At 72.1% G+C, this 14,018-nt stretch carries 16 protein-coding genes and 1 tRNA gene; 10 read left to right on the plus strand and 7 right to left on the minus strand.

Translation table 11 applies throughout. From position 1 onward, the window contains the following. Positions 1 to 127: 127 nt before the first annotated feature. Both chpH and ACZ7G3_RS29195 read right to left on the minus strand, forming a co-directional pair. Positions 128 to 361, minus strand: coding sequence for a chaplin ChpH (gene chpH / locus ACZ7G3_RS29190; protein WP_426518549.1), 234 nt, complete (start codon positions 359 to 361; stop codon positions 128 to 130). 167 nt (positions 362 to 528) lie between these two features. Continuing rightward, complete coding sequence (locus ACZ7G3_RS29195) at positions 529 to 1,854, minus strand: M20/M25/M40 family metallo-hydrolase (RefSeq protein ID WP_073730969.1); 1,326 nt, start codon at positions 1,852 to 1,854, stop codon at positions 529 to 531. Positions 1,855 to 2,002: 148 nt separating this feature from the next. Between ACZ7G3_RS29195 and ACZ7G3_RS29200 the strand changes: the two genes are divergently transcribed. Next, positions 2,003 to 2,090, plus strand: a tRNA-Leu gene (locus ACZ7G3_RS29200). A gap of 76 nt (positions 2,091 to 2,166) precedes the next feature. Beyond that, a complete protein-coding gene (locus ACZ7G3_RS29205) occupies positions 2,167 to 2,550 on the plus strand; it encodes a YchJ family protein (protein ID WP_470929047.1) in 384 nt (127 codons plus the stop codon). 27 nt (positions 2,551 to 2,577) lie between these two features. Here the strand turns inward: ACZ7G3_RS29205 and ACZ7G3_RS29210 are convergent, their stop codons facing one another. Then, positions 2,578 to 3,279 (minus strand): FadR/GntR family transcriptional regulator, encoded by a 702-nt coding sequence (locus tag ACZ7G3_RS29210; protein WP_426603087.1) that lies wholly within the window; start codon positions 3,277 to 3,279, stop codon positions 2,578 to 2,580. 137 nt (positions 3,280 to 3,416) lie between these two features. Between ACZ7G3_RS29210 and ACZ7G3_RS29215 the strand changes: the two genes are divergently transcribed. From ACZ7G3_RS29215 to ACZ7G3_RS29235, 5 genes are all read left to right on the plus strand, one after another. Then, entirely contained in the window at positions 3,417 to 3,944 is a 528-nt protein-coding gene (locus ACZ7G3_RS29215; RefSeq protein ID WP_426603085.1) for a gluconokinase, read from the plus strand. Positions 3,945 to 4,043: 99 nt separating this feature from the next. Further along, complete coding sequence (locus tag ACZ7G3_RS29220) at positions 4,044 to 5,441, plus strand: GntP family permease (protein ID WP_470929050.1); 1,398 nt, start codon at positions 4,044 to 4,046, stop codon at positions 5,439 to 5,441. 176 nt (positions 5,442 to 5,617) lie between these two features. Next, positions 5,618 to 6,127 (plus strand): NUDIX hydrolase, encoded by a 510-nt coding sequence (locus ACZ7G3_RS29225; protein WP_470929052.1) that lies wholly within the window; start codon positions 5,618 to 5,620, stop codon positions 6,125 to 6,127. A gap of 91 nt (positions 6,128 to 6,218) precedes the next feature. Then, positions 6,219 to 6,611, plus strand: coding sequence for a YidH family protein (locus ACZ7G3_RS29230; protein ID WP_426600564.1), 393 nt, complete (start codon positions 6,219 to 6,221; stop codon positions 6,609 to 6,611). 2 nt (positions 6,612 to 6,613) lie between these two features. Continuing rightward, on the plus strand, positions 6,614 to 6,970 hold the full coding sequence (locus ACZ7G3_RS29235) for a DUF202 domain-containing protein (RefSeq protein ID WP_470929055.1): 357 nt from the start codon (positions 6,614 to 6,616) through the stop codon (positions 6,968 to 6,970). 68 nt (positions 6,971 to 7,038) lie between these two features. On the opposite strand, the gene ACZ7G3_RS29240 is transcribed toward ACZ7G3_RS29235, so the two are convergent. Then, positions 7,039 to 7,971, minus strand: coding sequence for an NADP-dependent oxidoreductase (locus ACZ7G3_RS29240; RefSeq protein ID WP_470929057.1), 933 nt, complete (start codon positions 7,969 to 7,971; stop codon positions 7,039 to 7,041). A gap of 73 nt (positions 7,972 to 8,044) precedes the next feature. Here ACZ7G3_RS29240 and ACZ7G3_RS29245 point away from each other — a divergent pair, with 73 nt between their 5' ends. From ACZ7G3_RS29245 to ACZ7G3_RS29255, 3 genes are all read left to right on the plus strand, one after another. After that, entirely contained in the window at positions 8,045 to 8,341 is a 297-nt protein-coding gene (locus ACZ7G3_RS29245) for a hypothetical protein (protein ID WP_470929059.1), read from the plus strand. A gap of 170 nt (positions 8,342 to 8,511) precedes the next feature. After that, a complete protein-coding gene (locus ACZ7G3_RS29250) occupies positions 8,512 to 9,537 on the plus strand; it encodes a phosphotransferase family protein (protein ID WP_470929061.1) in 1,026 nt (341 codons plus the stop codon). A 6-nt stretch (positions 9,538 to 9,543) separates the two neighbouring features. After that, positions 9,544 to 10,758 (plus strand): acyl-CoA dehydrogenase, encoded by a 1,215-nt coding sequence (locus ACZ7G3_RS29255; protein WP_470929063.1) that lies wholly within the window; start codon positions 9,544 to 9,546, stop codon positions 10,756 to 10,758. A gap of 54 nt (positions 10,759 to 10,812) precedes the next feature. Here the strand turns inward: ACZ7G3_RS29255 and ACZ7G3_RS29260 are convergent, their stop codons facing one another. The 3 genes from ACZ7G3_RS29260 to ACZ7G3_RS29270 are packed head-to-tail and all read right to left on the minus strand — an operon-like array spanning position 10,813 to position 13,887. After that, on the minus strand, positions 10,813 to 11,406 hold the full coding sequence (locus ACZ7G3_RS29260; protein ID WP_426518528.1) for a TetR/AcrR family transcriptional regulator: 594 nt from the start codon (positions 11,404 to 11,406) through the stop codon (positions 10,813 to 10,815). Between the two features lie 22 nt (positions 11,407 to 11,428). After that, entirely contained in the window at positions 11,429 to 13,120 is a 1,692-nt protein-coding gene (locus ACZ7G3_RS29265) for a class I adenylate-forming enzyme family protein (RefSeq protein WP_470929065.1), read from the minus strand. Beyond that, positions 13,117 to 13,887 (minus strand): SDR family oxidoreductase, encoded by a 771-nt coding sequence (locus tag ACZ7G3_RS29270; protein ID WP_470929067.1) that lies wholly within the window; start codon positions 13,885 to 13,887, stop codon positions 13,117 to 13,119. The genes ACZ7G3_RS29265 and ACZ7G3_RS29270 overlap by 4 nt, the downstream gene beginning before the upstream one ends. Positions 13,888 to 14,018: the final 131 nt, after the last annotated feature.

Below are 14,018 nucleotides of genomic sequence, written 5' to 3' on the forward strand. Positions count from 1 at the left end.
CCCCCCCCCCCCCCCCCCCCCCCCCCCCCCCCCCCCCCTCCCCCCCCCCCCCCCCCCCCCCCCCCCCCCCCCCCCCCCCCCCCCCCCCCCCCCCCGGACTCAGACCCTCATGAGGCGAGGCGCAACGTCACTTGTTGATGCAGACGTTGCCGAAGGCGGGGTTCAGCAGACCGATCACGGAGACCGTGTTGCCGCAGACGTTCACCGGAACGTGGACGGGCGCCTGAACGACGTTGCCGGAGAGGACACCGGGCGAGTGCACGGCGGCACCCTGGGCACCGGAGTCGGCGGCGGCCATGCCCGCGCCCGCGAGAACCAGACCACCGGTGGCAGCCGCGACGGCGACGACCTTCTTGAGCATTATTCCTCCTAGTTGGCAAGCGCGATCCCAGCTTGCTGATCGCATCACCTGTAACGAGGAGGAACTAATGAGGCTACGAGCTTATGAATGCATTCACTCGTCCCGGTCGCCACCCGCACGCGCGGCCGAATACCGTCGCGTGCGGCAGTCACGTTCGAGCGGGCGAATCAGGACGCGTCGATGAAGCGGTCGAGCACCCGCACGCCGAACTGCAGTCCCTCCACCGGCACCCGCTCGTCCACCCCGTGGAACATGCCCGCGAAGTCCAGCTCCGGCGGCAGCTTGAGCGGCGCGAAGCCGAAGCAGCGGATGCCGAGGTCGTCGAAGGACTTGGCGTCGGTACCGCCGGAGAGCATGTAGGGCACCGCCCGCGCGATCGGGTCCTCGGCGCGCAGGGCCGTCTGCATGGCGTCGACGAGCCGGCCATCGAAGTCGGTCTCCAGCGCCTTGTCGGCGTGCACGTCCTCGCGCCGCACGCGCGGGCCGAGGATGCGGTCGAGGTCGGCGAGGAACTCCTCCTCGTAGCCGGGCAGGAAGCGCCCGTCGACGTGCGCGGTGGCCTGGCCGGGGATGACGTTGACCTTGTAGCCGGCGCCGAGCTGGGTGGGCGCCGCCGAGTTGCGCAGGGTCGTGCCGATCATCCGGGCGATGCCGCCCAGCTTGGCGAGGGTCTCCTCCATGTTCTCGGGGTCGAGTTCGGTGCCGAGCGCGTCGGACAGCTCGTCCAGGAAGGCCCGTACGGTCTTGGTGACCCTGACCGGCCACTTGTGCCGGCCGAGCCTCGCCACCGCCTCGCACAGTTCGGTGATCGCGTTGTCGTCGTTGGTCATCGAGCCGTGCCCGGCCGTGCCGTCGACGGTGAGCCGCATCCAGTGCATGCCCTTCTCGGCGGTCTCGACGAGGTAGAGCCGCAGCTTCTCGTTGACCGTGAAGGAGAACCCGCCGACCTCGCCGATCGCCTCGCTGACGCCCTCGAACAGCTCCGGGTGCTCGCGCACCAGGTGCTTGGCGCCGTACGTGCCGCCGGCCTCCTCGTCCGCGAGGAACGCGAGCACGATGTCGCGCGGGGGCTTGCGGCCGGTGCGCAGCCGGTCGCGGACGACCGCGAGGGTCATCGCGTCCATGTCCTTCATGTCGACCGCGCCGCGCCCCCACACGCATCCGTCCGCGATCTCGCCGGAGAAGGGGTGGTGGGTCCAGTCGTCCGCGTTGGCCGGGACGACGTCGGTGTGGCCGTGGATGAGCAGCGCGGGCCGGGACGGGTCCTCGCCCTCGATCCGGGCCACCGTGGAGGCGCGTCCGGGGTGGGACTCGAAGATCTGCGGTTCGAGTCCCACCTCGGCGAGCTTCTCGGCGACGTACTCGGCCGCCTTGCGCTCGCCGGGGCCCGAGTGGTCGCCGTAGTTGCTGGTGTCGATCCGGATCAGCTCGCGGCAGAGGTCGACGACCTCGTCCTCGCCGGTGACGCTCCTGGCCGTGCCCGAGTCGCTCACGTGCTTCCTCCCGCTGTCGCTGCTGGTGGGTCCCTCTCATCCTCCCCCTCCGGCCGCCCCCGCCCAAGGCGGGGGTGATCGGCCACCCCGGAAAGCCTGGTAATGTTTACGTCGTCGCCGCGGGGAAAACCCGCACGACAGACACCTTGTCCGGGTGGCGGAATGGCAGACGCGCTAGCTTGAGGTGCTAGTGCCCTTTATCGGGCGTGGGGGTTCAAGTCCCCCCTCGGACACCAGCGAGATCACCGAAGGCCCCTTGATCATCAAGGGGCTTTCGGTGTTTCCGTCGAGGCTCGGCGCCGACCGGGCAGAATGGCCGCCATGCCAACTCGTTCCTGCCCGTGTGGGCTGCCCGACCCGTACGAGAAGTGCTGCGGCCGTTTCCACGCGGGGGAAGCCTCCGCACCCACCGCCGAGGCCCTCATGCGCTCGCGCTACAGCGCCTTCGGGCGTCTGGACGCGGGCTATCTGCTGCGGACGTGGCATCCGAAGACGCGCCCCGAGCGCCTCGACCTCGACCCGGGGACGCGGTGGACCGGTCTGGAGATCCTGGCCGCGACCGGCGGGTCGGCCTTCCACTCCACCGGGACCGTGACGTTCCGGGCGTCCTACCGCGGCGGCTCGCTGCACGAGCGGAGCCGGTTCGAGCGGGTCGACGGGGCGTGGGTGTACGTCGACGGGGAGTTCCTCGCGTAGAGCCCCGCCCAGGCCCCCGTCCGCGCGCTACGGCGCCAGGATGTCCAGTTCCTGCAGCGCCCCCACCGTGATCTCCCGGGTCAGCCGCTCGGCGCGCTCGGCGTCCCGCGCGCGGACCGCCTCGGCGACCTGGACGTGCAGGGTGACGGCGGCCGGGTCGGGGTCCTCGAACATCACGTCGTGATGGGTGCGGCCGGCCAGGACCTCGGCGACGACGCCGCCGAGGCGGGCGAACATCTCGTTGCCGGAGGCGGTCAGGATGACGCGGTGGAAGGCCACGTCGTGGAAGAGGTACTGCTCCAGTCGGTGGCCGCTGGAGTTGGCGACCATGCCGAGCGCGCACTCGGTCAGTTCGGCGCACTGCTCCGGCGTGGCGAGCCGCGCCGCCAGCCCCGCCGCCACCGGTTCGACGGCCGACCGCAGCACGGTCAGGGAGCGCAGCTGCCGCGGGCGTTCGGCGCCGGCCAGGCGCCAGCGGATGACCTGCGGGTCGTAGACGTTCCACTCGCACTCGGGCAGGACGGTCACGCCCACCCGGCGGCGTGACTCGACCAGGTGCATGGACTCCAGCACCCGGACCGCCTCCCGCATCACGGAGCGCGACACCTCGAAACGCTGTGCCAGCTCGTCCGTGCGCAGAACGCTGCCCGCAGGGTACTCGCCCGCCGTGATCGCGGGGCCGAGGGTGTCCAGTACGCGGCCGTGCAGCCCTCGACCCGGTGTGCTCATGCACTCAGCGTACGGGGCGCGTTACGGGAACAAAAAGTCAGACTTATATGTCACAGACTCTTGAATTCGTCGTACCTAATGGGTTTCAGTTGCGTCGACATCACGTGTCGACGAAGACAGCAGACAGCGAGAGTGCGATGCAGCAACTGCATACCCCCCACGTCGTCGTGGTCATGGGCGTAGCGGGCACCGGGAAGACCACCATCGGCCCCCTGCTCGCGGCCCGGCTCGGCGTTCCCTACGCCGAGGGCGACGACTTCCACCCGCCGGCCAACATCGCCAAGATGACGGCCGGCACCCCGCTCACCGACGAGGACCGCTGGCCCTGGCTGGACGCCATCGGCAGCTGGGCGCACGGGCGGGCGGGGCTCGGCGGGGTGGTGAGCAGTTCGGCGCTGAAGCGGTCGTACCGCGACCGGCTGCGGGCCGCCGCTCCCGGTGTCGTCTTCGTGCACCTCTCGGGCAGCCGCGAGCTGATCGAGGACCGGATGTCGCACCGGCAGGGGCACTTCATGCCGACGGCCCTGCTCGACTCCCAGTTCGCCACGCTCCAGCCGCTGGAGCCGGACGAGGCGGGAGTCGCGGTGGACGTCGCCGGCACGCCGGAGGAGATCACCGAACGGGCCGCGAACGCCCTGAAGGACCTCCCCGGGCCGATCGGGTAGCCCCCCGCCGCACCCCCACACCCTCCCCCGGGGCCGTGCCGCCACCCGCGGACACGGCCCCGCCCTCCCCCGACCCCCCATCACCGCAAGGGAACCACCGTGACCAGACTCAGCGTCGAGATGCTGGCAGCGGACACCGCCGAGCCCATCACCTCGGCCGGCCATGCCCAGCTGGGCATCGCCGTGCTCCTGGGCATCGCCGTCATCGTCCTGCTCATCACCAAGTTCAAGCTGCATGCCTTCCTGTCGCTGACCATCGGGTCACTGGCTCTCGGCGCGTTCGCCGGAGCGCCGCTGGACAAGGTCATCACCAGCTTCACCAGCGGACTCGGCTCCACCGTCGCGGGCGTCGGCGTCCTGATCGCCCTCGGTGCGATCCTCGGCAAGATGCTCGCCGACTCCGGCGGCGCCGACCAGATCGTGGACACCATCCTCGCCAAGGCGAGCCCGCGTTCGATGCCGTGGACGATGGTGCTGATCGCCTCCGTCATCGGACTGCCGCTGTTCTTCGAGGTCGGCATCGTCCTGCTGATCCCGGTCGTCCTGATGGTCGCCAAGCGCGGCAACTACTCCCTGATGCGCATCGGCATCCCGGCGCTGGCCGGCCTGTCCGTGATGCACGGTCTGGTCCCGCCGCACCCCGGCCCGCTGGTCGCGATCGACGCGGTGGGCGCGAACCTCGGTGTGACGCTCGCGCTGGGTGTCCTGATCGCCGTCCCGACGGTGATCATCGCCGGTCCGCTGTTCTCGAAGTACGCGGCCCGCTGGGTGGACGTGCCCGCCCCCGACCGCATGATCCCGCAGCGCGCCTCGGAGGAGCTGGAGAAGCGCCCCGGCTTCGGCGCGACCCTGGCCACGATCCTGCTGCCGGTCGTGCTGATGCTGGCCAAGGCGCTCGTCGACATCATCGTCGACGACCCGGAGAACGTGGTGCAGCGCACCTTCGACGTGATCGGCAACCCGCTGATCGCCCTGCTCGCCTCCGTGATCGTCGGCATCTTCACGCTGCTGCGTCCGGCCGGGTTCGGCAAGGACCGCCTGTCGGGCCTGGTCGAGAAGGGCCTCGCGCCCATCGCGGGCATCCTCCTGATCGTCGGCGCGGGCGGCGGCTTCAAGCAGACGCTGATCGACTCCGGCGTGGGCCAGATGATCCTGGAGATCTCCGAGGACTGGTCGATCCCGGCGCTGCTGCTGGCCTGGCTGATCGCGGTGGCGATCCGGCTGGCGACCGGTTCGGCGACCGTGGCGACCGTCTCGGCGGCCGGTCTGGTCGCGCCGCTGGCGGCCGACATGTCGACGACCCACGCGGCCCTGCTGGTCCTGGCGATCGGCGCCGGCTCGCTGTTCTTCAGCCACGTCAACGACGCCGGCTTCTGGCTGGTGAAGGAGTACTTCGGCCTGGACGTCGGCCAGACCATCAAGACCTGGTCCGTCATGGAGACGATCATCTCGGTGGTCGCGGGCGCTCTGGTCCTGCTCCTCTCGCTGGTCATATAGACGCACGCCGCAGCGTGCCGCCCACGGGGAGGCGCAGCCGGGTACGAGGACGGGGAGGCGCGGCCGCATGTGGCCGCGCCTCCCCGTCGTCGTACCCGGCCGGTTGCGGGCATCGCCTGCCGGGGCCGGGCCCCGCAGCGGCGCCGAACCGGGCGGCCGCTGCTTGGATGGACGGCATGAGCGCTGCTGACGAGATCCTCGACATCGTCGACGAGAACGACCGCGTCGTCGGGCAGGCCCGGCGGGGCGACGCGTACGCCCGGGGGCTGCGCCACCGCTGCGTCTTCGTGTGGGCCCGGGACGCCCAGGGGCGCGTCTTCGTCCACCGCCGTACGGCGACGAAGCTGGTGTTCCCCTCCCTGTACGACATGTTCGTCGGCGGGGTGGTGGGCGCGGGCGAGTCCTACGACGACGCGGCGCTGCGGGAGGCGGAGGAGGAACTGGGGGTGACGGGGCTGCCGCGCCCGGAACACCTCTTCACGTTCCTGTACGACGACGGCGCCGGGCGGACCTGGTGGTCGGCGGTGTACGAGGTCCGCTGCGAGGGGCCGGTCGCCCCGCAGGCGGAGGAGGTGGCCTGGCACGGGTTCCTCGAGGAGGCGGAGCTGGAGCGGCGGCTCGGGGAGTGGGAGTGGGTGCCGGACGGGTTGTCGGCGTACGCGCGGCTGCGTGCCCGTCGGGAGTGAGGCAGGAGGGCGGTCTGTTCCGCCGCCGGGGCGTTCGGGCACCCGCACAGGCCGCCGTAGGCGTGCCGCCCCCACCCGATAAGGTCCCCAAGTGATCGAATTCGTGCGGAACGCCCGGCTCTGGTTGGCGCCCGGAGAGATCCGGCGGGAGGGCGGCACCCCCGACTACCGGTTCTCGCTGGCGAACGAGCGCACCTTCCTGGCCTGGTTGCGCACCGCTCTCGCCCTGGTCGGCGGCGGGTTCGCGGTGGACCAGTTCCTGCCCGACCTGCGCTGGGGCTGGCGGGTGGGGCTGGCGCTCGCACTGCTCGCGTCGGGCGCCCTGTGCTCGCTGCGTGCCGTGAACCACTGGGTGCGCTGCGAACGGGCCATGCGCCGCGGCGAGGACCTCCCCGTCTCGCGCTTCCCCGCCCTGCTCAGCCTGGTCGTCGCCGTGGTCGCCGTCGCGATGGTCGTCGTGGTACTCGTCGGCTGGGAGGGCTGAGCGTGGGCGCCGACGCCGACGCGGGCGCGGGCGCGGACGCCGCACCGGCCGGCCCGGAGCGCGACCCCGGGCTCCAGCCCGAGCGCACCCGGCTCGCCTGGCGCCGTACGACGCTGTCCGGCACCGTCGTCGCCGTGCTCGCCGGGAAGACCGCGCTGCACGGCGGCGCGACGCCCGCCTCGGTCGTCGCCGCCGCCCTGTGCTGCGCCCTCTGGCTGGCCTTCCTGGCCATCGCCCACGACCGCATCCGCACGCTCGCCTCGGCGAACCGGCCCCGCGCCCTGACCCCGCCGTACGCCACGGCGGCGGCCCTGTGCACGGTGGCGCTGGCGGTGTGCGGCGCGTTCCTCGTCCTCTAGGGGGCCGGGACCCGTTGGGGGCCGGGACCCGTTGGGGGCCGGGACCCGTTGGGGGCCGGGACCCACCCCTACTCCCAGTCCACCGTCACCACGATCTTCCCCCGCGTCCGCCCCTCCTGGTTCCGCCGGTGCGCGTCCGCCGCCCGTTCCAGGGGGAACGTCTCCGACACGTGCACGGTCACGACCCCCTGCTCCGCCAGCTCGGCCAGCCGCGACAGGTCCTCGGCGTCGGGGCGTACGAAGCAGTACCGCCCGCCGTGGTCGACGACGTCCGTGTCGGTGATCGACGCCAGCCGGCCCGCGGTGGCCAGCAGGTTCGCCGAAACCCTCAGCGCCTCGCCGCCGACCGTGTCGAACACGGCGTCCACGCCCTCGGGCGCCAGCCCGCGCACCCGCTCGGCCAGCCCCTCCCCGTACGCCACCGGCTCCCCGCCCAGCCCGCGCACGAAGTCGTGGTTGCCCTCGCTCGCCGTCCCGATGACCCGCGCCCCCAGATACCTCCCCAGTTGCACGGCGATCGAGCCGACCCCGCCCGCGGCGGCGTGCACGAGGACGGTCTCGCCCCGCTTCACCCGCAGCGCCTTCACCAGCACCTGGTACGCGGTCAGCCCGGCCAGCGGCAGCCCGGCGGCCTCCTCGTAGGAGAGGTTGCGGGGTTTGCGCGCGAGGGTGCGCACGGGCGCCGCCACGTACTCGGCGAAGGTCCCCCGGGAGAGGAAGTCCTCGCGGACGTAGCCGATCACCTCGTCCCCGGCGGCGAACTCCGTGACGGCGGCCCCGGGCCGCACCACGACCCCCGAGACGTCCCACCCCGGGATCACGGGGAAGACGGGCTGGAGGATCGCGTCGAGGTGGCCGTCACGGCACTTCCAGTCGACGGGATTGACGGCGGCGGCCCGCACCTTCACGAGCACCGAGTCGGGGCCGACGCGTGGATCGGGGACGTCCGCGTACTCCAGCGTCTCGGGGCCGCCGTACCGTGCGTAACTGATCGCCTTCATGGCTCCGACCCTCCGGGGTACCCGGACACCACGCAAGCCGAATGTCCGGATATACACCGTTAAGGTGAGCGCCATGACGACTCTCCACCAGGAACACACCGCCCACGACCACGTGCACGGCCCCGACTGCGGCCACACGCGGGTGCCCCACGGCGACCACGTCGACTACGCGCACGACGGGCACCTGCACCGCGAGCACGGCAGCCACTGGGACGAGTGCGAGCCCTCCGTGCACACCGCGCACGAGAGCCACGACCACCGGCACGGCGAGGACTGCGGGCACGCGCGCGTGCGGCACGGCGACCACGTCGACTACCTCCACGACGGCCACCGGCACGCCGCGCACGACGGCCATTGGGACGACCACTGACCCACGGGCACTCCGCTCCGCCGCCCCGCCCCCCCGACGGCTCCCGCGCCCCCGCGCCGGGAGCCGTCGGCACGCCGTGGCGCCGATCACGTTCCGCTCCCCCACTGGACGGCATACCGACTGGTCGGCATCATGACTCGGGTACTGTTCGCCTGCCCGTAGGAGCGACGATGAGCCCCGACCACCCGCCCGGACTCGATCTCGACCGGTTGCGCGGCCTGCTCGACCGCGAGCGGCCCGGCCTGGTGACCGGCCCGCTGTCCGGCCGGCTGATCGAGGGCGGACGGTCGAACCTCACCTACGCGGTCTCGGACGGTACCGCCCGCTGGGTCGTACGGCGCCCCCCGCTCGGCCACGTCCTGGCCACCGCGCACGACATGAAGCGCGAGCACCGCGTCATCAGCGCCCTGCACCCGACGAACGTGCCGGTGCCGCGCCCCGTCCTCCTCTGCGAGGACGAGGGCGTCCTCGGCTCGCCGTTCTACGTCATGGAGTTCGTCGAGGGCACCCCCTACCGCACCGCCGAGCAGCTCGCCCCGCTCGGGCCCGAGCGCACCCGGGCCGCCGTGCTGAACCTGGTCGACACGCTCGTCGACCTGCACGCGGTGGACCCCGCCGAGGTGGGCCTCGCGGACTTCGGGCGCCCCGAGGGCTTCCTGGACCGGCAGCTGCGGCGCTGGGCCAAGCAGCTGGACGCCTCCCGCAACCGCGACCTGGCCGGCATCGACGAGCTGCACGCCACGCTCGGCCGGGAGCTGCCCCGCTCCCCCGCCGCGACCGTCGTGCACGGCGACTACCGCCTCGACAACGTCCTGATCGGCGGCGCCGACGACGAGATCAGGGCCGTCCTCGACTGGGAGATGTCCACCCTCGGCGACCCGCTCACCGACCTGGGCCTGCTGGTGATGTACAGCATGCCGCTCGGCATGCCCGACTCGCCCGTCTCCACCACGGCGCAGGCCCCCGGCCACCCCGCCCCCGCCGAGCTGATCGAGCGCTACGCCGCGCGCTCGGGGCGCGACGTGTCCGCCGTCGCCTGGTACACGGCGTTCGCCTGGTTCAAGCTCGCCGTGATCCTGGAGGGCATCCACTACCGCTACACGCTGGGCCAGACGGTCGGCCGCGGCTTCGACCGCATCGGCGATCTCGTCCCCGTCTTCATCGAGCACGGCCTGACCACCCTTCAGAAGGGCTGACCCGCCATGGACTTCGCGTTCGACGCACGCACCGAGGAACTCCGCGCCAAACTGCTCGCCTTCATGGACGAGTACGTCTACCCCGCCGAGCAGGTCGCCCACGAGCAGCGCGCCCGGCTCGCCTCCCCCTGGGACACCCCGCAGGTCGTGGAGGACCTGAAGGCCGAGGCCCGCCGCCAGGGCCTGTGGAACCTCTTCCTGCCCGACGCCGAGCACGGCGCCGGCCTCACCAACCTCCAGTACGCGCCGCTCGCCGAGATCACCGGCCGCAGCCCGCAGCTGGCCCCGACGGCGACGAACTGCGCGGCTCCCGACACCGGGAACATGGAGGTGCTGGCCCAGTTCGCCGACGAGGCGCAGCGGAAGCAGTGGCTCCAGCCGCTGCTCGCCGGTGAGATCCGCTCGGCGTTCGCGATGACCGAGCCGGACGTGGCCTCCTCGGACGCCACGAACATCACCACGCACATCGAGCGGGACGGCGACGAGTACGTCATCACCGGCCGCAAGTGGTACATCTCCGGGGCGATGAACCCGGACTGCAGGATCTTCATCGTGATGGGCAAGACCGACCCGGACGGCGCGGACATCCGACGCCAGCAGTCCATGGTGCTGGTGCCGCGCGACACGCCCGGCGTCACCGTCGACCGGGCCATGCAGGTCTTCGGGTACGAGGACCACTACCACGGCGGTCACGCGGAAGTGACCTTCGACCACGCGCGCGTGCCGGTCTCCAACCTGATCGGCGAGGAGGGCGGCGGCTTCGCCATCGCCCAGGCCCGCCTCGGTCCGGGCCGCATCCACCACTGCATGCGGCTGATCGGCATGGCCGAGCGGGCGATCGAGCTGATGTGCCGCCGGGCGGTGTCCCGCGAGGCCTTCGGCAAATCGCTGGCCCAGCAGGGCGTCGTGCACAACTGGATCGCGGACGCGCGCGTCACCGTCGAGCAGCTGCGGCTGCTGGTGCTGAAGACCGCCTGGCTGATGGACACGGTCGGCAACAAGGGCGCCCACACCGAGATCCAGGCCATCAAGATCGCCACGCCCCGCGCGGTGGTCGACATCATCGACCGGGCGATCCAGCTGCACGGCGCGGGCGGCGTGAGCCAGGACTTCCCGCTGGCCGAGCTCTACGCCGGTGCCCGGACCCTGATGATCGCCGACGGCCCGGACGAGGTCCACCAGCGGTCGCTGGCACGCCGGGAGATCAAGAAGTACCTCTGACCTTCTCTGACCTCTGAGCGAGGCGGCGCCCCCGGCACCCGGGGGGCCGTCACCTCACGGGCGCAGTGCCCGCAGCAGCAGGTCGGCCAGGTGGTCGGCGACCTCCTGCGGGCCGAGCGGGCCGTCGGGGCGGTACCAGGTGGAGAGGTGGTGGACGGAGCCGAAGTGGTAGTCCACCACCAGGTCGGCCGGGGACTCCTTGGTGAAGACGCCGGCCTGCTGGCCCTCCTCGATGAGCGCGCGGAAGCGTTCGTGGTAGCGCCGGCGCTCCGCGCGTACCTGCTTGTTCTTCTCCGGGCTCAGCTGGTGCATGGAACGGAAGAAGATCGACGCGTCGTCGAGGTTGTCGATGGTCGTGACGACGACGTCGGCCGCCGCCTCCCGTACCCGCTTCTCGACCGGCTCGTCGGATTCCGCGAAGGCGTCCAGGCGTTCCTGCTGGAGGCGCAGCACGCGCGCGTAGACCTCGTGGAGGAGGTCGTCCTTGGAGCCGAAGTAGTGGTACAGCGCTCCCTTGGTGACGCCGGCCGCCTCCACGATCTCCTGTACCGAGGTGCGGTCGTAGCCCTGCTCCGCGAAGAGCCGGGTGGCGGCGGCCAGGAGCCGCTGCGGCACCGGAGTGCCGTCCCCGTCCGTGGTCCTGGGCACTGCCGTCACCTGCCTTTCCTTTTCAGCGGCCGTTCAGTGGCCGTTCCTGTTCGTCCTGTCGCGTACGGGAACGCAGTTCCCGACGGAGGATCTTCCCACTCGCCGTCTTCGGCAGGTCGGGCAGGATCTCCACCTGGCGCGGGTACTTGTAGGCGGCCAGTCTCTCCTCGCAGTACGCGGCGAGTGCGTCCGGGGCCGCCTCGGCACCCGGACGGAGGCTGATGTACGCCTTGACGGTCTCCCCGCGGTACCCGTCGGGCACGCCGACGACGGCGGCCTCGCGTACCGCCGGGTGGGTGTAGAGGACGTCCTCGACCTCGCGCGGCCAGACCTTGAACCCGGCGGCGTTGATCATGTCCTTCTTGCGGTCGACGACGTAGAGCCACCCCTGGGCGTCCATGAAGCCGACGTCGCCGGTGCGCAGCTCGCCGCCGGGGAAGGTCTCGGCGGTGGCGTCGGGGCGCCGCCAGTAGCCGGGGACGACCTGCGGGCCGCTCACGACGATCTCGCCCTGTTCCCCGAAGGGCACCTCGGCGCCCTGCTCGTCGACGATCCGGACGATGCTCTCGGGGCCGGGCACGCCGACGGCGAGGGTTCCGGAGACCGGGTCGACGGGCGCCTCCAGGTGCGGCGGGACCGAGGCGCACGGCGCGGTGCACTCGGTCAGCCCGTAGCCGTTGCGGATGTACGGGCCGAAGCCCGCGCGGAACTTCTCCACCAGGGCGGGCGGCAGCGGGGCGCCCCCGGAGGAGATGTTCGCGAAGGAGGCGAAGTGCTCGCGGGTGACGGAGGGGTGGGCGGCCAGCGCCATGAAGGCGGTGGACGGGCCGACAGTGTAGTGCGGCCGGTGCTCGGCGAACGCGTCGAGCACGACGCCCGGCTCGAAGCGGTAGGCGAGGACGAGCGTGCCCGCGCTGTTCAGGCAGGCCCCGAACTCGCAGACCATGCCGGTGATGTGGAACAGCGGCGCCAGCGCGAAGTAGACCGGCGCCTCGGGCAGGCCGAGCCCGGTGCGCTGCCGTTCGGCGTTGTACATGATGTTGCGGTGCGTGTTGGTGGCGCCCTTGGGTGTGCCGCTGGTGCCCGAGGTGTAGCTGATGAGCGCGGTGTCGCCGGGCTCCGGGTCGCGGCCCTCGGGTGCCGGGTGACCGGCGCGGGCGGCCTGGGTGAGGTCGTCGGCGTCGGTGGCGCCCGGCAGCCGCTCGAAGGTCAGCACGCGCGCGTCCTGGCGGGTCTGGAAGTCCAGCTCGCACCCGGTGAGGACGATCCGTACGGGCGTGCCGCCCGCCGTCTCGCGCAGGTACGACTCCCAGGCCCGGTCGGAGCAGATCAGCGCGGCGACCTCGCCGTCCCGCAGGACGTGGCCGACCTCCCCCGACTTGTACATGGGGTTGACGGGCACGACGACCGCGCCGGCCTTCCAGGCGCCGAGGACGGCGAGCACGAAGTGCGGGGAGTTCTGCAGCAGGACCGCCACCCGCTCGCCGCGCCGCAGGCCGCGCGCGGCGAGGTGCCCGGCGACGGAGTCGCTCAGCTCGTCCACCTCGCGGTAGGTGAGGCGGCCGTCGAAGTAGGCGAGGAAGGCGCGGTCGGGGGCTGCGGCCGCGGCCCGGCGCAGGGCGTGCACCAGGGAGGCCTCCGGGTCGAGCGGGGCCTTCTGGGCGTCGGTCAGCAGGTCCAGCCAGGGCCTGGCCGCGTAACGGGAGCCGGTCACCGGGCGGTCGCCTCCTCCCACTGCCGCTGGAGGCGGTTCATGCCGCGCAGCCAGCGTTCGGGCTCGGCGGCTCGGGCCTGGTAGTACTCGGCGACCTCGGGGTGCGGCAGGATCAGGAAGCGGTCCTCCTCGATGCCCTTGAAGAGGGCGTCCGCCACGTCCGCGGGTTCGACGGCGGTCGGCGCGAGCACCAGGTCGCCCGCGCTGCCGCTCGCGGTGAGCATGTCGGTGCGCACGCCCTGCGGGCAGATGGCGTGGACCTTGATCCCGCGGTGGCGGTACGTGAGGGACAGCCACTCGGCGAAGGCGTACGCGCCGTGCTTGGTGACGCTGTAGGGCGCGGCGCCGATCATGGTGAGGAGTCCGGCGGCCGAGACGGTGGAGACGAAGCGGCCGCTGCCGCGCTCCAGCCAGTCGGGGATCAGTTCGTGGGCCGCCCGTACGTGGGCCATGACGTTGACGTCCCAGGCGAGCGCCCAGACGGCCTCCTCGGCCGCCTGCGAACCGCCGGAGCCGACACCCGCGTTGGCGCAGTACACGTCGACCGTGCCGCCCAGCGCCTCACGCGCCTCGGCGACGATCGCGGAGGCGTCGCCCGGGACCGCGACGGCGCCGATCTCGTCGGCGACGGCCTTCGCCCGGTCGGCGTCCAGGTCGTTGACGACGACCCGGGCTCCCCCGGCGGCGAAGCGGCGGGCCAGCGCGGCGCCGATGCCGCCTCCCGCCCCGGTGACGACGACTCCGGCATCCTGCACGGCTTCCACCATCGGTCTCCTTCGACACGGCTGCGACGCCACGTGCGTGGGCTTGCTGCAACGCCAGACTAACCAGTCGGTATGTACGACGGAAGAGGTGAACCGGGGTCCGACTCGTTCCGTGTGGCAGGGAGCGCGGGTTA

The organism is Streptomyces sp. NPDC037271 (genome assembly GCF_055603605.1).

Bases quoted from the DNA above. Each gene is read 5' to 3' on its own strand.
- chpH (WP_426518549.1), bottom strand. From the start codon at position 361: ATGCTCAAGAAGGTCGTCGCCGTCGCGGCTGCCACCGGTGGTCTGGTT.
- ACZ7G3_RS29205 (WP_470929047.1), top strand. From the start codon at position 2,167: ATGGCCGCCATGCCAACTCGTTCCTGCCCGTGTGGGCTGCCCGACCCG.
- ACZ7G3_RS29210 (WP_426603087.1), bottom strand. From the start codon at position 3,279: ATGAGCACACCGGGTCGAGGGCTGCACGGCCGCGTACTGGACACCCTC.
- ACZ7G3_RS29215 (WP_426603085.1), top strand. From the start codon at position 3,417: ATGCAGCAACTGCATACCCCCCACGTCGTCGTGGTCATGGGCGTAGCG.
- ACZ7G3_RS29225 (WP_470929052.1), top strand. From the start codon at position 5,618: ATGAGCGCTGCTGACGAGATCCTCGACATCGTCGACGAGAACGACCGC.
- ACZ7G3_RS29240 (WP_470929057.1), bottom strand. From the start codon at position 7,971: ATGAAGGCGATCAGTTACGCACGGTACGGCGGCCCCGAGACGCTGGAG.
- ACZ7G3_RS29245 (WP_470929059.1), top strand. From the start codon at position 8,045: ATGACGACTCTCCACCAGGAACACACCGCCCACGACCACGTGCACGGC.
- ACZ7G3_RS29250 (WP_470929061.1), top strand. From the start codon at position 8,512: ATGAGCCCCGACCACCCGCCCGGACTCGATCTCGACCGGTTGCGCGGC.
- ACZ7G3_RS29255 (WP_470929063.1), top strand. From the start codon at position 9,544: ATGGACTTCGCGTTCGACGCACGCACCGAGGAACTCCGCGCCAAACTG.
- ACZ7G3_RS29270 (WP_470929067.1), bottom strand. From the start codon at position 13,887: ATGGTGGAAGCCGTGCAGGATGCCGGAGTCGTCGTCACCGGGGCGGGA.